Consider the following 22428-nt stretch of genomic DNA (forward strand, 5'->3'; position numbering starts at 1 on the left):
TCTTATGTGTTGATATTGTCTTGCTCAATTGATAATAGTTCATGCATTGCAAGCTTTGAATTAGCCGAGAACACATCAAAACACGGCAATGAAATTGAAAAACGTGATGTTTTGTTCGCCGGTGTGGGCATGTCATAGTCACATAAATATTTGTTGTAACCACATACCTCACGCCCATTTATTAGCGCATAAATATTATTCACACTAATGAAGGCGGGATACCAATACAGGTGGGCAATATCACCATTAACCACTTTAGAAACAGGTAACCAAATAATAATGTCGGTTTCTTGCATCCAGCCCTGTTCAGAAAACGGAGGGGTCAGAGACGATATTTTTTCAATATCAGTAAACGTGAGTAAACACACACTGCCTAACACATTGAATGACACAGAATCATTTGCAACTGTATTGAGTGTCGCATCGACATATTGCTGCATTTTTTGCTCACAAGCAGACACGAAAAAACCATACATTGCCGCGTTAATCATGCGGCATGGCGGCTTAGCAACGGGGTTTGATAAAAAGTGGCAGTATTTATATGGGTTAGTCATAGTCATTAACTAAATTGTTGTTTACTCATGACTATAGACTAGTTTTACTAGTTCGTTACAAGTTGTTCATTGCATTTTTTGGTGAAAAGTTGCTCTATATACGCTTGGTAACCAGCATGATCAAAATTATCAGATAACGGGTTCATAAAACCATGGGCATACTGTGACACTTCACAGCTGACATTCGGTTTATCTCTGAGTGTAGCCACCACCGGTTCAATATCAAAATGTGCTTCACTGTGCGCAAAAATAAACTGACAAGGCACTGTCGCCGCTAAATCAAGGTGGTTTCTAACTTGTGATGGGTAAAATGCAATAATTTTCTTTATGTAGGGGTTTTGTAATTCTGCTTGCGCTCGCCAAACTGCTGATGCTCCCGCACTAAAGGCAATGATCGTAGTTGGTCGCTTAATAGCGGCCATTTTAATGTAGACTCGCTCAAGATAGGTGTCGTGACCACACTGATTCAAAAAGTGTTGATATTGAACGTGCTCAGAAACCGGTGTTTGTATTTCTCCTAAATAAGGTTCACACAAACTGACTTTGCCACTAAGCTGCTGCGCAAGCTGTGATAAATGTGCTGTATTTCCGAATATATCTGACACCAAAAGGTAGTTCATTTATGTACTTCTGTGTTGTTATTATTGTGCCCGTAAAGAATACGCGCGTTTCAAATAAACATCCAGAAAAATAATACTTGCGTTTAAATATTTATTGCAGTAGTCTACTCGTCTGGTTTTTATAAACCTCGCGGTTAACCCCTTACCTTGATCCAGTAATTCCCGCATATTCGTATAAATACTTGCACCTGTGTGACTCAATGACATTTTGATGAATTTTAAAATTATCACCAAACTGTCACAAATATAGTCAACACTGTAGGCAAGACAACAAATGTCAGTCTGTATTATAAGTTCCCTTACAAAGCTCTACAGAACACTGACAAAAAGAAAGAGTGAGTTTTATTATGTCATACAAATACAATGGATCTTTGATCCAAATAGCACATCCAGTGCAATCAATTTCGGTTAACAAACAGCGTGTAATTTTTAGCGACACGCAAGGCCTAAAGAATGCCATCTTCCAAAAGGCGAGCGATGCACGCCAATTTGTAAAATGGTTAAAGGCCAACTAAACCCAAACCGAAAAAGCGCCAGCATACCACGCTGGCGTTTTAGTTTTTAACTTTCGTACGCTTATCTAAATTCCTGCTACACTTATATTTTTAACCTACGAATAGGTAGTGAAAATGCGTTTGGCATGGTTTTTTTTACTATTTTTTTTGTGCCCTTTTGCAAATGCAACTAATCAATCTAAAACGATTGAATGGATCGTAGTTGATTTTGCCCCCTACTACATAATGAATGACCGTTACGAAGGCATGGGACGTGACGAAAGTGTCATTAAACTGCTTAAAAATGCTCTACCCGATTACACTTTCACACGCACTTTATTGCCTGCTAGTCGTGCCATTCATGAGCTATCAAATCCACACAATAATTACTGCATTTTGTCTCTATATCAAAGCGAACATCGCAAACAACACATTGCATTTACAACACACACGTCCACTGTAGGTTTGTCACCCTCCATTGCGATTCGTAAAGAGCTAATTGAAAAACTTAATTTAGATCCCTCTAAGCCGGTATCACTAAAGTCATTACTTAACGACAAACACCTTGCATTAGGTGTATCAATGAGCCGCTCATTTGGCAGTAATATAGATAACGTAATTAACTCAAGCCATGATGCAAATATTATCTCAAGACCAGGCCGCGATACCCTTGCAAGCTTAACTTATATGCTACACAAAAAGCGCATTGATATTTTATTAGGATACCCAAGTGAGCATTATTATTTGGCGCACTCGATGGGATTCGAGAATGAATTAACCCAACTAACACTCTCTGAAGCGCCTAAATTAAGTGTTGGTTATATTGGCTGCACAAACAATGAACAAGGCCATGCAATGATTACCTTGTTAGATAAAGCGCTGGAGGAAATAGCGCATACACAAAATTTTGAAGATATCTTAGTACGATGGTTGCCAGATAACTTAAAACCAATCTTAGAAAAAAGGTTAAGAGATAGAAATGAAAGTGCCGCTCATTAAGCGGCACGTTTCGTGTAGTCGTTACTTACGAATACCTTCGATAAACAGGCCAATATCAACATGAGTTGATGCTGGGCCCAAGTTGTAATCAATACCATAATCAGCCAGTTTTAAGCTTGTTTCACCTTCAAAGCCAACACGGTAACCACCCCATGGATCTTTACCTTCGCCAATTTTATCAATTTCAAAAGTAATCGTTTTTGTTACACCGTTAAGTGTAAACTCACCAGTGACATCGGCTTCATCGCCTTCTTCATCAAACTTGATTGATGTGCTTTTAAACGTCGCTGTAGGGTATTTATCTACATTTAAGAAATCTTTACCACGTAAGTGCTTATCACGTTCAGCATGGTTCGAATCGATACTTTTTGTGTCAATAGTGACATTGATCTTTGATGCATCCGGTGCTTTGTCATCGTAACTAAAATCACCTGAAAACGTATTAAAACGACCGTGTAACCAGCTATAGCCTAAATGTTTGATTTTAAATGTAACAAATGCGTGAGCACCGTCTGTATCAATCACATAGTCTGCGGCATTTGCATTCGCTGTAGATAAAAGTGCAGCGCTTAGTGCTGTGCTTAATAATAATTTTTTCATATTAATCATCCTTCAATGGTTTGATCATTCTAATTAAGGTTTTATCTTTATCGATAAAATGATGTTTTAGTGCCCCTAAAGCATGTAAAACAACAACACCTATTAGCCCATACGCGGCATAAAAGTGAATTTTACCTGCAATATCTTCTTGATTAGCCACCGACTCGGGTAAAGCCGGAACAGCAAATAAGTTAAATACGTCGATCGCACGGCCATCAGCCGTCGAAATTAAGTAGCCAGATGTAACAATGACAATAAGGGCTAAATAAATTAATTTATGTACAGAGTGCGCAGCCATGTTTACCGCTTTAGAGCTTCCTGCAACAGGGTCTGGTTGCGTGCCTAATAAACGCCAGCCAAATCGAAACAATAATAAAGCAGCTAAGGTAATGCCAACGCTTTTGTGTAAATCAAGAGAGCCTTTGTACCACGTATCGTAATAGGTTAACTCAACCATATAGACACCTAAGCCAAACAGACCAAATACTCCAAGTGCCATTAACCAGTGAAGTAAGATAGCCACCCAGCCGTAACTTGACTTTGAATTCTTTAACATACTCATTTCCCATGAGAACCATGAAACTAAACACAGCTTAGCTCAGCTGTAATACAATGAAAATAGCGTAAAACAAACAGCTTCTGTGCGTATACGCACAAATAACATTAGAATAGTCAGTGGTTAGTGGATTAAAAGCTTCTCTCAGTAAAAGGGTGTCTAAACTCTGACAGCTTTAAACTTTAACTTTCTTCCACCAGCCCTACGTAAATCTGGCTATTGGCATCAACTTGAAAGCAGCTTATGAGGTTTTCTTTTACCAGCTCTAGCATAGCGATAAAGCTTACAACGACACCGCTTCGGCCTTCTTCAACGGTAAACAGCGTATGGAATGGTAATTGTGATTGGGCTTCGGATAGCTTGTCTAAAATTAAGCTCATGCGCTCACGAGTAGACAGTGCTTCTGCGGTGATATGATGATGTTCAAATGTTTTAGCACGTGCCATTACATCGCTTAATGCAAGTAATAAGTCTTTCATTTCGACGTCTGGTAATAGCGCTTCACGCTCGCTAAACTCGGGGGCTAATGCCTCTGCTACAAAAATATCACGACCTTCTCGAGGGATCTGGTCAAGGTTTTCTGCTGCTTTTTTAAATTGCTCGTATTCTTGTAAGCGTCTGACTAGCTCTGCGCGCGGATCGTCGTCTTCTTCCAGTTCCTCATGTTTTGGTAACAGCAATCGTGATTTAATTTGTGCTAACAAGGCTGCCATCACTAGGTATTCACCCGCAAGCTCGAGTTGAAACTCACTCATCATTTCAACATAGCGAACGTATTGTTCCGTAATACTAAAAATCGACAGCTCTAGTACATCTAATTTATGCTTTTTAATTAAATACAAGAGTAAGTCGAGCGGACCTTCAAAGGTCTCTAAAATAACCTCAAGTGCATCGGGTGGAATGTATAAATCTTCAGGCTTGTCGACCACCGCTTTGCCATGCAAAAAAGCCAGTGGCAGCTTTTGCTGCACTGGCTCTTGTATGTCGTTTGGGGCATTACGCTCTGAGCTTGTCAATGATGTCTCTATATTTCAAACGGTTTAGTATCGCCACAACCAACACGTAAAATTTCGATATCATCATCTGATAAATCAATCACTGTAGTGGCCTGTTCAGGAAGATAACCACCATGAATAATTAAATCAACTTGCTTTTCGATGCGATCACGAATTTCATCGGGATCAGCTTCGGTGAATTGCTCACCCGGTAAAATTAAGGAACACGACATCAACGGCTCCCCTAATTCAGCCAATAAGGCACATGTAATCGGGTGTTCAATAACGCGAATACCAATGGTTTTTTTCTTTTCGTTTAGTAAACGTTTAGGAACTTCCTTGGTTCCTTTAAAAATAAAGGTGTACGGTCCTGGTGTGTTATTTTTAATCAGCCTAAACAGCTGATTGTCTACACGTGCATATGTTGAGAGCTCAGATAAATCGCGACATACCAAGGTAAAATTATGGTGTTTTTCAATGCCTCGAATACGTTCTATGCGCTCTTTTGCTTGTTTATTACCAATACTGCAACCAATCGCATAACCCGAATCAGTTGGGTACACGATAACTCCACCTTGTTTAATAATATCAACAGCTTGACTAATTAATCTCGGTTGTGGATTATCTGGATGGATATGAAAAAACTGACTCATTACACGCTCCTATTGCCCTTCCCACGCTTGCCAAACACCTTGGCAATCTTTGGGTAAGTATAAATTTTTTCCCAGCTCCAACCAGCTTGTAGGAAAATGAAAGTCTGACCCCTGTGAGGCGAGTAAATCATATTCTCTAGAAAGCTCACCTAAAAACTGGCGTTCACTTGGTGCTTGCTGGGGTTGTGCAACTTCCATTGCATCGCCCCTCGCGTTTTTAAACTCGACTATCAACTTACGCAACCACTTATTCGACATTTGATAACGACCAGGATGCGCCAGAACAGCCACCCCACCCGCTTGATGAATAGCCGCTATCGCCGTTTGCATATCGCACCAGCAACTTGGTACATAGCCTGTTTTGCCACGGCCTAGGTATTTTTTAAAGACACCTGGAAAGTTTTTGGCTACGCCGCGCTCAATGAGTGCGCGAGCAAAGTGCCCGCGGGTAATTTGGGCATTGTCGGCAAATGCTTTCGCTTCGTCATAAATACCTTCAAAGCCATTTTTTGCGAGGCGATGACCTATCTCGATAGCACGCTCTTCACGCTTCGCCTGTTGCGAGCTTAATAGCGAAATCAAGGCTTCATTCTCATCGTCGATATTTAAACCAACAATATGAATTTCAAAGCTTTCCCACTTAGTTGACACTTCAACACCGGCAATTAATTTAAGCGGTAAATCGTCATTCGCAATGATGTCACGTGCAGGGGCTATCGCCGCCAATGTGTCGTGATCGGTAATTGCGAACACATCTATATTTTTTTCAACCGCGCGGTGTAATAGTTGCTCGACTGATAGCTGACCATCAGAATATGTGGTGTGGCTATGTAAATCGTATTTTATCAAAGGAAAAGACTGCTTAACGTAAGTTCTTGAATCATTGATAGGAGTATAACAAAGATTTTATACTAATTGTTGTAAATTAATGCTTGACAGTATCGGCTCAGGTACGCTTTACTGTATGCACTTTAAGACACGTTGAAAAAGAAATAACAATGAACAAAACAATTCAAATCACAATTTGGTGGTGGCACTCGTAAATAGCGGGTGACGAATTGTCGTGTCTATACGATTTCAAAACCCGCTCATGTAGCGGGTTTTTTTATATCTAAATTTTAAGGTTTTATAAATGAATAACATAGCAACTCTTACACATCATTGGGGGTGGCGCCTGGCTTAGCGGGACGGTAAGGGTCTATCTAATTTATAGACATTATTATACGAACCCCGCTTAAGCATCGCTTTGCGGGGTTTTTATTTTTGGGAATGAGGGAGAATAAGGTTTGATTTTTAGTCATATAACAACGACACCGGGTGAGGTAACCAGTATCACTCAAGTGCGTGACTACATTAGTAGCCCACTTGCATTATACAGTTTACTCGATAAACCCAATTCACTGCTGTTAGAGTCTGCAGAAATTGACTCTAAAGACAGTGTCAAAAGCCTAATTTTGGTTGACTCAGCGCTACGTATTGTTTGCCATGGTAAACACGTCACACTGACAGCACAGTCAAATAACGGCAAACAATTACTACCTTATTTACAAAGCCATGTGCAAAACTGCGATGCTGTGCTTATTGAAGACACACTCACATTGACCTACAACGAAGTAGCGATCGATATTGACGAAGCCAGCAAACTGATTGCCGACAATGCTTTTAGCGCTCTTCGTAGCTGTATAAACAGTATAAAAAGCACCACAGACAACCCTTTTTCAGTCTTTCTTGGCGGGGTGTTTGCCTACGACATGGTCGCAAATTTTGAAACGCTGTCTGACGTACCTGAAGGTGAAAACAGCTGCCCAGACTATGTTTTCTATTTAGCCGAAACACTTGTGATAATTGACCATCAAGCCAAAACCACCGAGTTGATTGGTAATGTGTTTAACGGCCCAGAAGTGCATGCCAACTGCTTCGAAGTCGGTCAGCAGCTAGAACGCTTGAACAGCGTATGTGACAACGCAGTGCAATACCAAGGACAAAAGCAAAACGGTGCAAGCCCTGTCTCGGTTGATGTCAGCGATGAGCAATACTGCGAGCATGTCATCAAATTAAAAAAGAACATTGTCGATGGCGATATCTTCCAAGTCGTACCATCACGTACTTTTTCTCTTGCCTGCCCAGATTCACTTCATGCCTACAGCCAACTTAAGCAACAAAACCCCAGTCCTTACATGTTTTACATGCGCGACGAAGAGTTTGTGTTATTTGGTGCATCGCCTGAGTCAGCACTTAAATATTGTGTTGATAGCAAGCAAGTTGAAGTGTATCCAATTGCAGGTACTCGTCCACGCGGTAAATTTGCCAATGGACAAATAAACCCAGATTTAGACAGCCGCATTGAACTTGAACTACGTAACGACCAAAAAGAGCGCGCTGAACATTTAATGCTGGTTGATTTAGCCCGTAACGATGTCGCCCGCATAAGCGTGCCGGGTACACGCCATGCCAAAGAGCTATTAAAAGTAGACCGCTACTCACAAGTGATGCATTTAGTTTCACGCGTGGTCGGTACATTAAAACCTGAACTTGATGCCCTGCATGCGTATCAAGCATGTATGAATATGGGCACCTTAGTCGGTGCTCCCAAAGTACGAGCCGCTGAACTTGTACGTCAAACAGAACAAAAGCGCCGTGGTAGCTACGGTGGTGCAGTTGGTTATTTAACCGGTGATGGTGCGATGGACAGCTGTATTGTAATTCGCTCAGCCTTTGTGAAAAACGGCATGGCTTATGTACAGGCAGGTGCTGGCGTGGTGTTTGATTCAGACCCGCAGTCAGAAGCCAATGAAACGCGCGCTAAAGCACAAGCAGTGATTACCGCAATTCAATCGACTTATGAGGCACAATAATGAACACACCATCAGCCTATAAAATCTACTTTTTAGATAACTTTGATTCATTTAGTTATAACTTAGTCGATGAACTTTCTATGTTAGGGTGCGAGTTAGTGGTATACCGTAACAATATCAGTGCACAAAGCATTTATAACAAAATGTGCCAAGAAACTGTGCCAGTATTACTCGTGTTATCACCTGGGCCGGGAGCCCCCTCAGATGCGGGCTGCTTAATGGCATTAATTGAGCTTTGTAAGGGACGTTTCCCAATGCTAGGTATTTGTTTAGGCCAACAAGCATTAACACAAAGTTATGGTGGCGTGATTGGCCATGCAGGTGAAACCGTACATGGTAAATCGTCGATTATTGCGTTGTCTGATCACCCTGTATTTGCAGGGATGGGTGAAAAAATGCCAGTAGCGCGTTATCACTCACTCATGGCAACTAAAGTGCCAGACGCAGTCGATGTCATTGCCTCGTATGAAAATATTCCAATGGCAATTTATCACCCGCAAGATAATGCACTTGGTTACCAGTTTCATCCAGAATCGATTTTAACGCCAAACGGCGCCTTGCTATTACAGCAAAGTATTGAGTTTTTAACCGCACGCGTGCAGTAGAGGAATAACATGGAAGCAACAACCCTATCCCCGTTAAACCAATTATTGGCCAATCAACACTTATCGTTTGAGCAATCAAGTGCCTTATTCGATGCAATAATGAATGGCCAATTAAATGATATAGAGCTAACTGCTGCACTTATCGCGTTAAAATTTAAAGGTGAAACGAGCGACGAAATCGCTGGCGCTGCAGCATCTATGCGCGCCAATGCAGTGCCATTTACCACCAGTAAAACACTGTTAGCCGATAGCTGCGGTACCGGTGGCGATGGCTCAAATACGATTAATATAAGTACCACGGCTGCCATTGTTGCCGCAGCTGCGGGTATCAATATGGTAAAACATGGCAACCGTAGCGTATCGAGTAACTCGGGGTCAGCTGATTTACTAAAAGCCTTGGGCATCAATATTGATATGAGCCCAGAGCAAGCTGCCACATGCTTAGAAAACACTGGCTTTGCATTTTTATTTGCCCCGCATTATCACAGCGGTGTGCGTCATGCGATGGGGGTACGTACGGCCCTGAAAAGCCGCACTATTTTTAATATTTTAGGTCCGCTTGCCAACCCAGCCGCACCCCACGTGCAATTGCTTGGTGTCTACGATGCATCTCTTTGCTTACCGATGGCCGAAACCCTAAAAACCCTCGGCACGCAACGCGCTATGGTAGTGCATGGAGCCGGTACCGACGAAATTGCACTACACGGCGAAACCAACGTCGTTGAGCTCAATGATGGCAAGCTAACCGAGTACACGCTGACAGCAAACGATTTTGGTCTTGCAAACTATTCACTTGAACAATTAGCAGGTCAAGGCCCAGAATATAATGCGAAAGCCAGTTTAGCGATTTTACAAGGCCAAGGGGAAGACGCTCACAACGCAGCCATTATTGCCAACGTTGCAGCGCTACTTTACCTAACAGGCAAAGCAAGCGACTTAAAAACAGCCGCGAAACACGTAACCGAGTTGTTAGCATCTGGCAGCGCGATGAACACATTGAACGCAATTATTGAGGTAAGTCATGGCTAACGTATTAGACAAAATTGTTGCCGACAAACGTATCGAACTTGAAACCAGAAAAGCACAGCGTCCACTTACATCATTCATTGCGGATGTTGTGCCAACCACCCGTAATTTTGAAGGTGCGCTGGCGGCAAAAGGCACACAATTTATTTTAGAATGTAAAAAGGCATCGCCTTCTAAAGGGCTTATCCGTGAACCGTTTAACTTAGATGAAATTACAGCAGTCTATAAAAAATACGCAACCTGTATAAGCGTATTAACCGACGAGAAATATTTTCAAGGAAGCTATCACTACCTTGAGTATGTGCGCAGTCAGGTTGAGCAGCCGATTATTTGTAAAGACTTTTTCATCGATGAGTACCAAGTGTATTTGGCGCGGTTATCAGGCGGTGATGCCATTTTATTAATGCTGTCAGTACTCAATGATGAGCAATACTTAGCACTGCATAACGTCGCAGATACTTTAAATATGTCGGTGCTGACTGAGGTTAGCAACGAAGAAGAAGTGAGCCGTGCACTTGCACTGAATGCTCGTTTGATTGGCATCAACAACAGAGACCTGCGTGATTTAAGTACTGACTTGGCAACCACTGAACGCTTACGCACCTTAATACCAAACGACAAAGTAGTTATTTCAGAGTCTGGTATATACACACACAACGATGTAAAACGCCTTGCTCCTTTATGTGACGGCTTTTTAATTGGCAGTTCACTCATGGCTGAACGCGATTTAGACGCAGCTTGCCGCAAGGTGATTTTAGGTGAAAATAAAGTGTGCGGTTTAACCCGTTCACAAGATGCTGAGGCTGCTTATCAAAGTGGTGCGGTGTATGGAGGGTTAATTTTTTACCCTAAATCGCCTCGTTATGTTGATATTGACTGCGCAAAACAAGTGACACAAAGTGCCCCGCTTGCCTATGTTGGCGTGTTTGTTAACGCACCACTTGAACAAGTCGTTGACTACGCACAAAGCCTAAAATTAGCCGCCGTCCAATTACATGGTGATGAGAATAGCGAGTATATTCAAAGTCTCAGAAAGCAGTTGCCACTTGGCTGTGAGATTTGGAAAGCGCAAGCGGTAAATGGCACTTTACCAAAACCGCTTGAAGGGGTTGACCGCCACTTATACGACACATACAGCAAAACCCAAAAAGGTGGCACTGGCGAAGCCTTTGATTGGTCAATATTAGACACAGCCACAGTGCCATTTATGTTAGCGGGCGGCTTAAATCCAGAGAATATTCATGCAGCGCTTTATCGCGGTGCCAAGGGGCTTGACCTAAATTCTGGCGTAGAAGCGTCAGCAGGTAAAAAATGCCCAACAAAATTACACAATGCGTTTTCGCATATCAGAAATTATTGAGGTTAGAATGCAAAATCCAGCTTATTTCGGTGAATTTGGTGGTATGTTCGTACCACAACTGCTTGTACCAGCACTTAAGCAATTAGAAGCAGAGTTTAATAAATCACAAAACGATCCTGCTTTTCAGGCAGAATTTGAAAAATTATTGAATGAGTACGCAGGTCGTCCAACGCCATTAACGTTAACCCGAAACTTAATAAAAAACCCCAAGGTTAAATTGTATTTAAAGCGTGAAGATCTCCTTCACGGTGGTGCACACAAAACCAACCAAGTACTGGGCCAAGCGTTATTAACAAAACGCATGGGTAAAAAAGAAGTGATTGCAGAAACAGGGGCTGGTCAGCACGGTGTTGCAACAGCACTTGCGTGTGCCCTACTTGGTTTAAAATGCCGCGTTTATATGGGTGCAAAAGATGTTGAGCGTCAGCAGCCTAACGTGTTTCGTATGAAGTTAATGGGCGCAGAAGTTATACCCGTAACAGCCGGTTCTGGTACGTTAAAAGACGCAGTAAACGAAGCACTTCGTGATTGGTCTGCAAACTACAAAGATGCCCATTACTTGCTAGGTACAGCAGCAGGCCCGCATCCATTCCCGACCATGGTTCGCGAGTTCCAAAAAATGATCGGCGAAGAGGCAAAACAGCAAGTATTAAAAGCAGAAGGCCGTTTGCCTGATGCCGTATTAGCCTGTGTAGGGGGTGGCTCAAATGCCATTGGTATGTTCACTGATTTTATCGATGAGCCAAGTGTAAAACTCATTGGTGTAGAGCCTGCGGGTAAAGGCTTAGATACCCACCAGCACGGTGCTACTTTATGTAAAGGCACGAAAGGTATTTTACACGGCACCTATACGTACATTATGCAAGATAATGATGGCCAAATTGAAGAGTCTTACTCTGTTTCTGCTGGCCTTGATTACCCTGCTGTGGGTCCTCAACACGCTCATTTACATGAAACGGGCCGAGCTCAGTACGTCGGTATTACCGATACCGAAGCACTTGAAGCATTTCAGCTCCTTGCTAAAAATGAAGGGATCATCCCTGCGCTAGAATCAAGTCATGCACTGGCTTATGCACTGAAATATGCCGAGCAACAAACCGAAGACACAATTTTAGTGGTTAATTTAAGTGGCCGAGGCGATAAAGATTTGGCTCACGTTCACAGTGTTTTATCAGAAGGAGGCGCGCTATGAGCCAAACTAATCGTTACGGAAACATGTTCGCCACATTAAACGAGACAAACCAAGGTGCGTTTGTGCCCTTTGTCACCATTGGCGATCCTAATAAAGAGCTCAGTGTTGAAATCATCAAAAGTTTGATAGATGGCGGCGCAGATGCGCTTGAGCTAGGTATCCCGTTTTCAGATCCAATTGCCGATGGCCCAGTTATTCAAGCAGCGAACATTCGCGCACTTGATGAGAACATAAATACCCAAGACTGTTTTGATATTATTAAACAAGTACGTGAATACAATGCCGACATTCCCATCGGTTTATTACTGTATTCAAACCTTGTGTTTAAGCGGGGCATCGAAAAGTTCTATCACGATGCAAAAGACGCCGGTGTTGATTCAATTTTAGTGGCTGACGTGCCGCTGCACGAATCAAAGCTGTTTCGTCAAACGGCAATGAAAAATGGCATTGACCCAATTTTTATCGCAACCCCGAATGCCGATGACGACACCTTACGTCAGTGTGCATCATACGGGCGTGGTTATACCTACTTGCTTTCACGCGCTGGGGTTACGGGCACTGAAACCAAAGCACAAATGCCTGCTGATTCATTGGTTAAAAAGTTAAAAGAGTACCATGCTGCCCCTGCTTTGCTCGGCTTTGGTGTATCAACACCTGACGATGTGAAATCGGCGCTTGAATCGGGTGCTGCTGGTGCAATTTCAGGCTCTGCGGTTGTAAAAATCATCGAAGCAAACCTTGACGACCAAGCAGCAATGCAAAGTGGTTTAAAGGCGTTTGTTGCCAGTATGAAAGCGGCAACGAAGTAACGCGCAACCAATATTAAAAAAGGGCCCTGTGGCCCTTTTTTGCTGCTTATGACTAATGATGACGATGAACGCCTTCTTTTATTTCCTCAATAAACTTACGATTGAACGCCTCTAAGTCAGCAGGACTGCGGCTTGTTACAATCCCTTCGTCGACACACACTTCTTGGTCAACCCAATTGGCACCTGCATTAATTAAGTCGGTTTTAATGCTCGGATAAGAGGTCACTTTCCGATCACGTAATTTGTTAATCTCGGCTAATAACCATGGGCCGTGGCATATCGCCGCAATCGGTTTGTTCTTACCGGCACTGAAGAAGCCATCCACAAATGCTTTTGCATCGCTATCTTGTCGTAACGTATCTGGATTAAATAATCCACCTGGCAGTAATAACGCGTCATACTCCGTTGAGTCAGCTTCACTCACAACACGGTCTACAGTGACACGTTCCCCCCATTGATTTTCATTCCAGCCTGTAATATCCCCACGTTCAAGAGATACCACTTCGACTAGCGCCCCAGCTTCTAATAAAGCGCTTCGTGGTGACAGTAGTTCGCTTTGTTCAAAGCCATTGGTGGCTAGAATTGCAATCTTTTTACCATTAAGTTGGCTGTTTAAATCTGACATGTTACCTCCTTATTACTGTGAAACTACACCAGTAAAAGCAGACAACATGCCAAGCTTAATACATTGATATTATTCAAATTATATTTAATGAGTTGCGACAACCTCTGTAAATACTACAGTGCCTTTGCAAATCCTACTTAAAGAATATCCTTTAAGGCTTTAGCAGGCTTAAAAACAGGTTTATTTGCGCCTTCAATTTCAATTTCTTCACCCGTTTGTGGATTGCGGCCTTTACGTGCTGGGTAATAACTTAAAGCAAAGGTACCAAACCCGTTAATTTGTACTTGATCACCTTCTGAGAGTGATTTTTCAATGGCATTTAACATACTATTCAGCGCTGCTTGGGTGTCTTTTTTAGTTAATTCACTGTGGGCTGCCATTTGTGACACTAAGGCGGCTTTATTCATAAACTGCTCCAAAATACGCCGCTTAATCATCTAAGGTTAAGCGGAAAAAGATAAGGTAAAACAACCTAAACACGGGTTTAGGTTAAATTGGCTCGGCAGGCTAAGCGTTAAGGAAAGCTAAGTCAACCTTGTATCTTAGCCAATATATTGATACAACCCATTATCTTTTTAAATGAGAGCATTTTAAAATCTATGCATGCAATTATTGAATATATTCCGCTGATTCTGTTTTTTGCGGTTTTCAAACTCGTTGATATTTACTGGGCAACAGCAGTACTTATGCTAACTACCTTGATACAAGTTGCGTATTGTTATTTTAAGGAAGGTAAAGTACCGACTCGCCACTGGGTCTTTTTTGCTATTGCCGTCGTGCTAGGAACATTAACGTTAGTTTTCCATGATGAGCAATTTGTAAAATGGAAAGCCACAATTGTATACGCAATTTTAAGTTTCACCTTATTATTTAGCCGTTATGTACTTGGTAAAAACCTCGTAAAAAAAGCATTGAGTTCAATTTTAGAAAATGCCTCAGAAAGTAAACAAGAAGTCATTGTTCCCGACTCGTTGTGGAATAAACTAAATTTATTCTGGGTGGCTGTTACAGCGGGTATCTCAGCACTTAATATTTATATTGCTTATAATTTTTCACTCGATTTTTGGGTTAACTTTAAAGTATTTGGTTTAATGGGTATCACCTTTGTTTGCGTACTTGCGACCATTATCCTGCTGTTCAAATACTTACCCGAAGATGACGAAAACACCGATACGAAAGAACTGTAATGTCATAAAACTGTCGTCTTAGCTTGGTAACGTAAACAAAAAACGCGCTGAGACGACATTGAACGCCAATCAATACCGCTGGTTTGAATTTACCCTCATATTTGTTTCGCTTCCGCTTTTAGGCTTCTTGTTACGCGCACACCTTGCGAATTGGCTGATACCCGCCCTAATCATTTTAATGAGTGTCTGCGGGATGTTACTGTTATCAGACCCCCACTTTAAGCGCTTTCGTCTAACCAGTCTTGGTCAATTTAGTGCCGTTAAGCGCAGGCTATTTAGCTTTTTCTTTTTAGGTGCACTCTTTTCAGGTATGTTTTACGGCATCATAAATCAAGAAAATTGGTTTTCATTACCCCGAAACTCATTCAACGACTGGCTGTTATTGTTGCTGCTTTATCCTATTTTATCTGTGATGCCACAAGAGCTGATTTTTAGGACGTATTTTTTTCACCGTTATAAACGCATTATGCCAAGCAAAACAGTGCGGATTTTTGTGAGTGCTTCAGTCTTTGCCCTCGCTCATATTGTCTATGCCAATGTACTTGCGGTACTGCTTGCCTTTATGGGCGGCCTGTTGTTCTCCTATACATATGCGAAAAGCCGCTCCACTTTTGTTTGTGTTATCGAGCACAGCTTATGGGGGCTTTGGATGTTTACTTTGGGACTGGGTGATGTTTTAGATGCAGGGGCTATTTAGCGAATATAAAAAAGCCGCGCAAGGTGCGCGGCTCAATAACGAACGGGTTTTTAAAATCCGAAAATACTAAATGCAAAGAACTTCGTTGCGACAGTATTTACAAATATAAGCAATAAAATAGCCGGAATAAATGTTGATAAAGAGAAGTTCACATACTTTTCTGTAAAGCTGCCTATATAACCTTCACAACCTTGGCTTAACTCTTCAGATAGATTTGCTTTTTTCCAGCGATACATAACGAACAAGCACACCATTAAACCATTCAGCGGCAAAATAGTATCGTAGAACACGTCATAAACAATATCGAATAAGCTTTTATCTGCGCCACCATAATTTACAAACGACGTTAACGACTCCACCATACCAAACGACATGGTGCATAAAACCGTTAAAACACCTGTTGAAAGCGTTAAAATAGCTAACGCTTTTTTACGGCTAATACCTTTACGATCGCTTAGCGTTGCTGTTGGTACTTCAACAATTGAAACTAATGACGTAATTGCGGCAAAAAACACCAATAAGAAAAATACAAAAGCAACGACCGACGCACCAAAGTATCCGATGTCAGCTTGAAGAGCTAACAGAATTTTGGGTAAGTACACAAAAATCATTGATACTGATGAGTCTGATAACGTACTTGGATCTGTATTTGGGTTAAAACTAAAAATAGCAGGTAACACCATAAGACCAGCAATAAATGCCACTAATGAATCCGTGACCGCGACCATTTTTGCACTGCCAACAATGTCATCTTTCTTAGAAATATACGACGCATAGGTCATTAAGATACCCATACCTAACGATAAAGAGAAAAACGCTTGAGCCAATGCCCCATTTAATACGCTAGCATCCATTTTACTAAAATCTGGAACGATGTAATATTTAACACCCGCCATAGCATTATCAAGGGTTAATACATAAACAACTAAGGCCGTTAAAAGTACAAAAAGCGCTGGCATCATAAACTTCGCGGCTTTTTCAATACCTTCTTTAACACCACCCACCAGAATTAAATTTACAATAATGGCGACAACAGCCATGTAACCAAACACAGTATAACTGTTTATAAACGTGCCAAAATTATCTGGCTGAGCGAGTGCATCTAAATTACCCAATGCAGTTTGCGATAAATAACCAAAAATCCACACTGTGATTACCATATAAAAAACAGCAATCATAAATGGCGTTAATACTGCTAAAAAGCCTGCAAAGTTCCATTTAGGCTCATTACCCGCTAAAAGCTTGTACGAACCAAGGGGATCTTTTTGCGCCTTGCGACCCATTGCCATTTCGGCCATCATTACCGGTAAACAAATAAAAATGACAAACAGTGCATAAACTAAAAGGAAAGCGCCACCGCCATTTTTAGTTGCCGAAACTGGAAAACCCACTAAGTTACCAATTCCTACAGCAGAACCCGCTGCCGCTAAAATAAAACCGAGGCGGGAGCTAAAATGCTCGCGTTTTTCGCTCATTTAAAAACCTTATTATTATTTTTTCAATCCCGCGACTCTACCAGTGTTACACCGCGTATTTCAAGCTTTATAAGTTAAAGCTATATGCCCAGCTGTAAAGATTATTACGCGAATAACTTCTCGTCTATTGACAAGAATATGCTACTATTTTCAAAAATTACTTTGGGAACACACCATGTTGTATATGATTTATTCAACAGATGTTGAAAATAGTTTAGAGGCACGTAAGTCTGCACGTCCTGCTCACTTAGCTCGCCTGCAAGAGTTAGCCGATCAAAACCGATTATTCACTGCAGGCCCATTGCCAGCAACTGACAATGAAGATCCTGGCGAAGCTGGATTTACTGGCTCTTTAGTCGTTGCAGAGTTTGAATCATTAGAAGCGGCTCGCGAATGGGCAGCCAACGATCCTTATATCGCTGCGGGCGTTTATGATAATTCTGTGGTTAAGCCGTTTAAAAAAGTATTTGGTTAAGCCCTTTTAGGCCTGAACTTAACTGAAGCAACAATTCAGTGTTTGTTCACTGCTTATTAACTAAAATTTGCTCGTTGAATCACTTAATTTAACGTTTTTACTTGAGTTTTAGTTAATTGGTTAATTAAACTAAAAGGGTCTGGTTTAGGAGTTCCCCATCATGCGCATATTGTTAGCCTTCAGTTTTAGCCTACTATTTGCACTTTCAAGCTATCAAGCTGCTGCAAATAACAAGCAACCTGCTGAGGTGACTAAAAAGCAAGCTGTTGTTATAGCTAAAAAAGCTGAAGATGGCCGAACCCTCAAGATCACAGAGCAAGAAAAAATATATACCGTGAGAATTTTAAAAACGAACGGCCATGTGGTTGATGTCCACGTGAACAAAAAAACTGGCGAAGTGAAAAAGGATTAAGAATGCGAATTTTAGTAATTGAAGATGATTTACATTTAGCAGACAACCTTCGTAATGCTCTAGAAAAAGAGCGTTATAGTGTAGACCTTTGTCACGACGGTGAAGCTGGTTTATTTCATATTACAGAGTACCCGCTTGATATGGCTGTGGTCGATCTTGGCTTACCAAAAATTGATGGTATTGAGCTAATCAACAAAGCACGTGCTCAGGGTATTACAATCCCTATTTTGATTTTAACAGCACGTGACCGTTGGCAAGATAAAGTAGAAGGCTTAGATGCTGGCGCAGATGACTATTTAACAAAACCATTTCATGTTGAAGAGTTAATTGCCCGTTGTAATGCACTTATCCGCCGCAGTGCAGGTAAAGCAAACCCAGAAATGACAGCCGGCCCGATAAAAATCCATACCCGCTCACAACAAGTCTGGGTTAATGATAGAGAATTAAGCTTAACGGCATACGAATACAAAGTGTTAGAGTACTTGATGGTTAATCCGCAAAAAGTGATCTCAAAATCTGAGTTAACTGAGCATATATACGACCAAGACTTTGACCTTGACTCAAACGTTATCGAAGTTTTTGTTTTACGTTTGCGTAAAAAGCTTGACCCTGAGGGTACATTGAACCCTGTTGAAACATTACGCGGCCGTGGTTACAGGCTTAAAAGTCAGTGGTAGCATCGCAAATTCCGCTTAAAGTAAGGCAAGGATTTATCCTTGTCTTTGTTTTATTGGTCGCTTTACCCATTTTATTTTTCTCAATTGGTAAAGCTTATTATGCCTCCCTAGTCGAAGCGACCGAAAAAACCCTTGAAGCTCACCTTTACTCATTGATCTCTGAAGTTGATTTCACCGAGCGTGGTATTGTGATGCCAAGCACAATTTTAACGCCAGAATTAAACCGATTAAATTCAGATACCTATGCAATGATTTACCGAGGTGATTTACCCGTCTGGTATTCTGAGTCAGCCACAAATATTAATTTTATTCCCGATAACTTTGAAGCGCCTGCAGGCTCCGCTGATTTTCGCCGTGTAGAGTACAATAATGTTGTGTACTGGCAATTAACGCTCACCGTTATATTAGAAAACATCGATCAATCAGAACATGCTCGCTTCATTTTGCTCAAACGCAACGACGCCCTATTGCGTTTAATGGATGGTTTTAAACAAACACTCGTCAATTGGATGTATGTAATGGGGGTAGCCATTGCGGCATTGATGGCAATCGGCTTTGTTTGGAGTGCGCGACCTTTACAACGGTTAGATAAAGAAATTAAAGCGATTGAATCGGGTGATAATCAACAAATAAGAGGGCTTTACCCTGTTGAGCTACAAACAATCAAAGCCGATTTAAACCTTTTGCTTGAATCACAGCAGCGACAAAAAGAACGTTACCGTGCTTCACTCAGCGACTTGGCGCATGCCCTAAAAACACCGCTGGCTGTATTAAAGTCGAGCCCTTTAGCCAATGACGCAGATGCACAAGAACAGCTAGACCGCATAAATGTGATGATCGAACATCAATTAAAACGCGCTGCAACGGGAGCATCTGACACGTGGAAAAAGCAAACCCACATCAAACCTGTTATTGATTCTATCCTAAGTGCAATGACTAAAGTGTATCGTGATAAAGATATTATTTTTACTTCAGAGGTGAGCGAAAAAGATTACTTCTTAGGGGATAAAACTGATTTAATGGAGCTACTTGGGAATTTAATTGATAATGCATGTAAAGCCTGCCGTTCTCAGGTCGATATAAAGGTTATACAAAATAAAACGTTAACGGTGAGTATCTGTGATGACGGCCCGGGTGTCCCACACGATAAGCGTGAATCGTTATTAACACGTGGCACACGTCTAGACACTTACGAAAGCGGTCATGGGGTGGGTATGGCCATCGTTTCCGATTTAGTAAACTCCTACAATGGCACACTAACAATCAGCGATGCTGAAAAACTAGGTGGTGCAGAGTTTATCTTAGAGTTTAATTATCATGATAAAAAATAGACCTTCTTTAATCAGTTCATCAGCCCTAATAAGCCTACTCGCCCTCAGCTCGCATGCAATCGCAGATCAAAACTGTGTGCTTAAAGGCAATCATCCTGATGAAACTAAGCATTATATTCAATGCTTAGATCAAACCATTGAAGATTTACAACGTGACCATAAAATGTGGGTCAACAAACTTACAATGGATATCGAAAAAATTAAAGAAGAGACAGGTAATAGTCAACTTTTGCCTATTTTTCAGCGTAGTTTAAAAAACCAAGAACGTTATTTAGAAGACAGCTGTCGTTGGCGCTACTTACAAAAAATGCCAAATGCAACAACAGCGGCAATTACCTATAAACACTGTGAGATTGAGATTTTAGAAAATCATATTAAAGTTTTACAACGACCATTAAATTAAAAAAGGCGCTTAAGCGCCTTTATTAATCTTCTAGTTTTAACTCTTCACCATTACCAAGCAAAGTAGCAAGCCAGCGCCCTTCTTGACTTGTCTCTAGCGCAATTTTAACGATCATCGTAAGCGGTACCGACAACAACATACCTACAGTACCCATGAGCCATCCCCAAAATATTAACGATAAAAAAACCACCAGCGTTGATAAACCAAGGCCTTTACCCATAAATTTTGGTTCAACAATATTTCCCATTACAGTGTTAATAACGAGATAACCACCGGCAATAAAACTGGCCACCAGCGGGCCCTGGGTTATCAGCGCCAATAATACTGCAGGTATCGCGGCAATAATCGACCCTATATTAGGAATGTAGTTAAACATGAAAGCAACAACACCCCACAGCACAAAATAATCAACATTAAGCGCCCAAAGCATAAAACCAGCCAGCAGACCCGTGCCTAGGCTCACCATCGTTTTTATGGCTAAATAGGAGTTAATTGAGTCTAAGAAACGGTCAATTTGCTTCATTTTCATTTCGGGGTCATCTAATGCCAAATGTATCTTTTTGCCCAACATAGGGCCTTCAAACAGCATGAATACTACGGTTAGAATAATCAAAAATAGATTTGCCATTACACCACCCAGCCCCGTTAGCATGTTAGTGGCAACATCGATTATTTTACCTGGATCAAACAGTGATATTATTTGTTCTTTGTCTATCAAAATGTTGTAACGCGCGGCAACATTGACTACCCACACAAATTCTTCTTTTAATTGCGCTTTATATTCTGGGAGATTTTTCGAGAAATCTGTCATCGATTGCCCAACCAACCCGGCAAGACTGATCCCCACACCAACAATTATCATCATTACAAATATCACTGCTATCGCTTTGGGGATGCCATATCGGGCAAAAAAACGAATTAAGGGATTACATATAATGGCAATAAATGCCGCCAAGACAAATGGAATAACAATCACACTTGCAGCTTTAATTCCTGCTAGAACAATAACTAATGCAGCAAATATCACTAAACTCTTATTAACACCCGTCAAACTCGACAAAATAAAATCCTTGTAAACTATTTCCCCCAGTGTAAGTGAAATGAGCAACAAAATAAATCACAACGCACTTGGCATAATAAGTGCTTAGCATATGTACGAAATTTGTACAAATTATAATATTGAGTTACCATGCGTTGAAGGCGCTTAAAAGGAGTTATAAATGTCACATTTATCAGAACAAGAGCTCTCTTTTTTCAACAGCCTATTTGAGGCAGAACACGGTGTAAAAGATTTAACAACCGACACTAAAATATCTGTTAACTTTAATTTACCCGACAAGCTGAATGGTCTGTTAAACAATGCCAAGCTAACCTTACTTGCTGAAGTGGGTATTTATCAATTGTGGTTTCCACTTGAGTTTATTGTTGACGACAAAGGGCAAGTTACCCCCACGTTAAGTGCCCCCGAAGTGATCGATACAAAAGGAATTGAACGCAGCTGGCGTACCCCCAACCTAGAATTGCAAACAGAACAATACCTGATTATTTCACTGTCTAGCACGGGCGTATTGTTGCAACCCAAAAATGCTGAGGAAACGCTCGATAAAGAAATTTTACTCGCTTTTAATCTGCCTAATAATGAGCATGTCGTCATTAGTGCAAAACCTGTGCGTGTCACAAGTAATGGCGTTGCAGCTAAAATAGAAAAAATTTGCGAAGGTGAAGACGCTATGCGTCAATACTTGTTTGATATTCATAAGCATCATCATGCAAAACTGTATGAAGAGGAAAATATTACCACTGACCTTATCTAGTTGCAGGCTATGCT

The 22428-nt window shown here is 41.3% G+C and carries 26 protein-coding genes; 15 read left to right on the forward strand and 11 right to left on the reverse strand.

Features of this window, described 5'->3' with window-relative positions; all coding sequences use genetic code 11:
- Positions 1–2: 2 nt before the first annotated feature.
- Positions 3–554: a hypothetical protein gene (locus BM378_RS20575; protein WP_227006823.1), complete on the reverse strand. Its 552-nt coding sequence runs from the start codon at positions 552–554 to the stop codon at positions 3–5.
- Positions 555–601: 47 nt separating this feature from the next.
- Positions 602–1174 carry a dienelactone hydrolase family protein gene (locus BM378_RS01345; protein ID WP_065979813.1) on the reverse strand — a complete coding sequence of 191 codons (573 nt, stop codon included), beginning with the start codon at positions 1172–1174 and terminating at the stop codon, positions 602–604.
- Positions 1175–1803: 629 nt separating this feature from the next.
- Here BM378_RS01345 and BM378_RS01350 point away from each other — a divergent pair.
- Positions 1804–2667 carry a TIGR02285 family protein gene (locus tag BM378_RS01350; protein WP_074988333.1) on the forward strand — a complete coding sequence of 288 codons (864 nt, stop codon included), beginning with the start codon at positions 1804–1806 and terminating at the stop codon, positions 2665–2667.
- A gap of 21 nt (positions 2668–2688) precedes the next feature.
- Here the strand turns inward: BM378_RS01350 and BM378_RS01355 are convergent, their stop codons facing one another.
- The 5 genes from BM378_RS01355 to rnm form a co-directional block, all read right to left on the reverse strand.
- Positions 2689–3267 (reverse strand): YceI family protein, encoded by a 579-nt coding sequence (locus tag BM378_RS01355; RefSeq protein WP_036968973.1) that lies wholly within the window; start codon positions 3265–3267, stop codon positions 2689–2691.
- Position 3268: 1 nt separating this feature from the next.
- A complete protein-coding gene (locus tag BM378_RS01360) occupies positions 3269–3823 on the reverse strand; it encodes a cytochrome b (RefSeq protein ID WP_036968975.1) in 555 nt (184 codons plus the stop codon).
- A 182-nt stretch (positions 3824–4005) separates the two neighbouring features.
- Positions 4006–4839: a segregation and condensation protein A gene (locus tag BM378_RS01365; protein ID WP_405127522.1), complete on the reverse strand. Its 834-nt coding sequence runs from the start codon at positions 4837–4839 to the stop codon at positions 4006–4008.
- A gap of 8 nt (positions 4840–4847) precedes the next feature.
- Entirely contained in the window at positions 4848–5471 is a 624-nt protein-coding gene (locus BM378_RS01370; protein ID WP_036968977.1) for an L-threonylcarbamoyladenylate synthase, read from the reverse strand.
- A 9-nt stretch (positions 5472–5480) separates the two neighbouring features.
- Complete coding sequence (rnm, locus tag BM378_RS01375; RefSeq protein WP_074988335.1) at positions 5481–6320, reverse strand: RNase RNM; 840 nt, start codon at positions 6318–6320, stop codon at positions 5481–5483.
- A 437-nt stretch (positions 6321–6757) separates the two neighbouring features.
- Here rnm and BM378_RS01380 point away from each other — a divergent pair, with 437 nt between their 5' ends.
- The 6 genes from BM378_RS01380 to trpA are packed head-to-tail and all read left to right on the forward strand — an operon-like array spanning position 6758 to position 13318.
- Positions 6758–8326 carry an anthranilate synthase component 1 gene (locus BM378_RS01380; RefSeq protein ID WP_074988337.1) on the forward strand — a complete coding sequence of 523 codons (1569 nt, stop codon included), beginning with the start codon at positions 6758–6760 and terminating at the stop codon, positions 8324–8326.
- Positions 8326–8931 (forward strand): aminodeoxychorismate/anthranilate synthase component II, encoded by a 606-nt coding sequence (locus tag BM378_RS01385; RefSeq protein ID WP_065979808.1) that lies wholly within the window; start codon positions 8326–8328, stop codon positions 8929–8931. The genes BM378_RS01380 and BM378_RS01385 overlap by 1 nt, the downstream gene beginning before the upstream one ends.
- Before the next feature lie 9 nt (positions 8932–8940).
- The gene (gene trpD, locus BM378_RS01390) at positions 8941–9960 is read left to right on the forward strand and encodes an anthranilate phosphoribosyltransferase (RefSeq protein WP_074988339.1); all 1020 of its coding nucleotides are present in this window, start codon (positions 8941–8943) and stop codon (positions 9958–9960) included.
- Entirely contained in the window at positions 9953–11317 is a 1365-nt protein-coding gene (trpCF, locus tag BM378_RS01395; RefSeq protein WP_065979806.1) for a bifunctional indole-3-glycerol-phosphate synthase TrpC/phosphoribosylanthranilate isomerase TrpF, read from the forward strand. The genes trpD and trpCF overlap by 8 nt, the downstream gene beginning before the upstream one ends.
- Positions 11318–11324: 7 nt before the next feature.
- A complete protein-coding gene (gene trpB, locus BM378_RS01400) occupies positions 11325–12509 on the forward strand; it encodes a tryptophan synthase subunit beta (RefSeq protein WP_036969276.1) in 1185 nt (394 codons plus the stop codon).
- Positions 12506–13318: a tryptophan synthase subunit alpha gene (trpA, locus tag BM378_RS01405; protein WP_074988341.1), complete on the forward strand. Its 813-nt coding sequence runs from the start codon at positions 12506–12508 to the stop codon at positions 13316–13318. Before trpB ends, trpA begins: the two co-directional genes overlap by 4 nt.
- Before the next feature lie 52 nt (positions 13319–13370).
- Here the strand turns inward: trpA and BM378_RS01410 are convergent, their stop codons facing one another.
- On the reverse strand, positions 13371–13943 hold the full coding sequence (locus tag BM378_RS01410) for a type 1 glutamine amidotransferase domain-containing protein (RefSeq protein ID WP_036968990.1): 573 nt from the start codon (positions 13941–13943) through the stop codon (positions 13371–13373).
- Between the two features lie 137 nt (positions 13944–14080).
- Entirely contained in the window at positions 14081–14350 is a 270-nt protein-coding gene (locus BM378_RS01415) for an HU family DNA-binding protein (protein ID WP_065979805.1), read from the reverse strand.
- A 192-nt stretch (positions 14351–14542) separates the two neighbouring features.
- Here BM378_RS01415 and BM378_RS01420 point away from each other — a divergent pair, with 192 nt between their 5' ends.
- The gene (locus BM378_RS01420) at positions 14543–15130 is read left to right on the forward strand and encodes an inner membrane-spanning protein YciB (RefSeq protein ID WP_036969278.1); all 588 of its coding nucleotides are present in this window, start codon (positions 14543–14545) and stop codon (positions 15128–15130) included.
- Positions 15131–15188: 58 nt separating this feature from the next.
- Positions 15189–15827 carry a CPBP family intramembrane glutamic endopeptidase gene (locus BM378_RS01425; RefSeq protein WP_036968994.1) on the forward strand — a complete coding sequence of 213 codons (639 nt, stop codon included), beginning with the start codon at positions 15189–15191 and terminating at the stop codon, positions 15825–15827.
- A 50-nt stretch (positions 15828–15877) separates the two neighbouring features.
- On the opposite strand, the gene BM378_RS01430 is transcribed toward BM378_RS01425, so the two are convergent.
- Positions 15878–17302, reverse strand: a complete 1425-nt coding sequence (locus BM378_RS01430; RefSeq protein ID WP_074988343.1) for a sodium-dependent transporter — start codon at positions 17300–17302, stop codon at positions 15878–15880.
- A 175-nt stretch (positions 17303–17477) separates the two neighbouring features.
- On the opposite strand from BM378_RS01430, the gene BM378_RS01435 reads away from it, so the two are divergent.
- The 5 genes from BM378_RS01435 (at position 17478) to BM378_RS01455 (ending at position 20600) form a co-directional block, all read left to right on the forward strand.
- Positions 17478–17777, forward strand: coding sequence for a YciI family protein (locus tag BM378_RS01435; protein WP_036968998.1), 300 nt, complete (start codon positions 17478–17480; stop codon positions 17775–17777).
- Between the two features lie 160 nt (positions 17778–17937).
- Complete coding sequence (locus tag BM378_RS01440; protein ID WP_074988345.1) at positions 17938–18189, forward strand: PepSY domain-containing protein; 252 nt, start codon at positions 17938–17940, stop codon at positions 18187–18189.
- Positions 18190–18191: 2 nt separating this feature from the next.
- Positions 18192–18866 carry a response regulator transcription factor gene (locus BM378_RS01445; protein ID WP_036969002.1) on the forward strand — a complete coding sequence of 225 codons (675 nt, stop codon included), beginning with the start codon at positions 18192–18194 and terminating at the stop codon, positions 18864–18866.
- The gene (locus tag BM378_RS01450) at positions 18860–20197 is read left to right on the forward strand and encodes an ATP-binding protein (protein ID WP_074988346.1); all 1338 of its coding nucleotides are present in this window, start codon (positions 18860–18862) and stop codon (positions 20195–20197) included. The genes BM378_RS01445 and BM378_RS01450 overlap by 7 nt, the downstream gene beginning before the upstream one ends.
- On the forward strand, positions 20184–20600 hold the full coding sequence (locus BM378_RS01455; protein ID WP_074988347.1) for a hypothetical protein: 417 nt from the start codon (positions 20184–20186) through the stop codon (positions 20598–20600). Before BM378_RS01450 ends, BM378_RS01455 begins: the two co-directional genes overlap by 14 nt.
- A gap of 22 nt (positions 20601–20622) precedes the next feature.
- Here the strand turns inward: BM378_RS01455 and BM378_RS01460 are convergent, their stop codons facing one another.
- Positions 20623–21660 (reverse strand): AI-2E family transporter, encoded by a 1038-nt coding sequence (locus BM378_RS01460; protein WP_036969008.1) that lies wholly within the window; start codon positions 21658–21660, stop codon positions 20623–20625.
- 160 nt (positions 21661–21820) lie between these two features.
- Between BM378_RS01460 and BM378_RS01465 the strand changes: the two genes are divergently transcribed.
- On the forward strand, positions 21821–22414 hold the full coding sequence (locus BM378_RS01465; protein WP_036969010.1) for a hypothetical protein: 594 nt from the start codon (positions 21821–21823) through the stop codon (positions 22412–22414).
- Positions 22415–22428: the final 14 nt, after the last annotated feature.

The sequence above is a fragment of the Pseudoalteromonas lipolytica genome, from assembly GCF_900116435.1.
Taxonomy (GTDB): Bacteria; Pseudomonadota; Gammaproteobacteria; order Enterobacterales; family Alteromonadaceae; genus Pseudoalteromonas; species Pseudoalteromonas lipolytica.

Excerpts from the sequence above, each read along its gene's own strand:
- BM378_RS01445 (WP_036969002.1), top strand. The coding sequence starts at position 18,192 with ATGCGAATTTTAGTAATTGAAGATGATTTACATTTAGCAGACAACCTT.
- trpD (WP_074988339.1), top strand. The coding sequence starts at position 8,941 with ATGGAAGCAACAACCCTATCCCCGTTAAACCAATTATTGGCCAATCAA.
- BM378_RS01440 (WP_074988345.1), top strand. The coding sequence starts at position 17,938 with ATGCGCATATTGTTAGCCTTCAGTTTTAGCCTACTATTTGCACTTTCA.
- BM378_RS01385 (WP_065979808.1), top strand. The coding sequence starts at position 8,326 with ATGAACACACCATCAGCCTATAAAATCTACTTTTTAGATAACTTTGAT.
- BM378_RS01465 (WP_036969010.1), top strand. The coding sequence starts at position 21,821 with ATGTCACATTTATCAGAACAAGAGCTCTCTTTTTTCAACAGCCTATTT.
- BM378_RS01360 (WP_036968975.1), bottom strand. The coding sequence starts at position 3,823 with ATGTTAAAGAATTCAAAGTCAAGTTACGGCTGGGTGGCTATCTTACTT.
- BM378_RS01350 (WP_074988333.1), top strand. The coding sequence starts at position 1,804 with ATGCGTTTGGCATGGTTTTTTTTACTATTTTTTTTGTGCCCTTTTGCA.
- trpA (WP_074988341.1), top strand. The coding sequence starts at position 12,506 with ATGAGCCAAACTAATCGTTACGGAAACATGTTCGCCACATTAAACGAG.
- trpCF (WP_065979806.1), top strand. The coding sequence starts at position 9,953 with ATGGCTAACGTATTAGACAAAATTGTTGCCGACAAACGTATCGAACTT.
- BM378_RS01420 (WP_036969278.1), top strand. The coding sequence starts at position 14,543 with ATGCATGCAATTATTGAATATATTCCGCTGATTCTGTTTTTTGCGGTT.
- BM378_RS01370 (WP_036968977.1), bottom strand. The coding sequence starts at position 5,471 with ATGAGTCAGTTTTTTCATATCCATCCAGATAATCCACAACCGAGATTA.
- trpB (WP_036969276.1), top strand. The coding sequence starts at position 11,325 with ATGCAAAATCCAGCTTATTTCGGTGAATTTGGTGGTATGTTCGTACCA.
- BM378_RS01435 (WP_036968998.1), top strand. The coding sequence starts at position 17,478 with ATGTTGTATATGATTTATTCAACAGATGTTGAAAATAGTTTAGAGGCA.
- BM378_RS01355 (WP_036968973.1), bottom strand. The coding sequence starts at position 3,267 with ATGAAAAAATTATTATTAAGCACAGCACTAAGCGCTGCACTTTTATCT.
- BM378_RS01430 (WP_074988343.1), bottom strand. The coding sequence starts at position 17,302 with ATGAGCGAAAAACGCGAGCATTTTAGCTCCCGCCTCGGTTTTATTTTA.
- BM378_RS01455 (WP_074988347.1), top strand. The coding sequence starts at position 20,184 with ATGATAAAAAATAGACCTTCTTTAATCAGTTCATCAGCCCTAATAAGC.
- BM378_RS01345 (WP_065979813.1), bottom strand. The coding sequence starts at position 1,174 with ATGAACTACCTTTTGGTGTCAGATATATTCGGAAATACAGCACATTTA.
- BM378_RS01410 (WP_036968990.1), bottom strand. The coding sequence starts at position 13,943 with ATGTCAGATTTAAACAGCCAACTTAATGGTAAAAAGATTGCAATTCTA.
- BM378_RS20575 (WP_227006823.1), bottom strand. The coding sequence starts at position 554 with ATGACTAACCCATATAAATACTGCCACTTTTTATCAAACCCCGTTGCT.
- BM378_RS01415 (WP_065979805.1), bottom strand. The coding sequence starts at position 14,350 with ATGAATAAAGCCGCCTTAGTGTCACAAATGGCAGCCCACAGTGAATTA.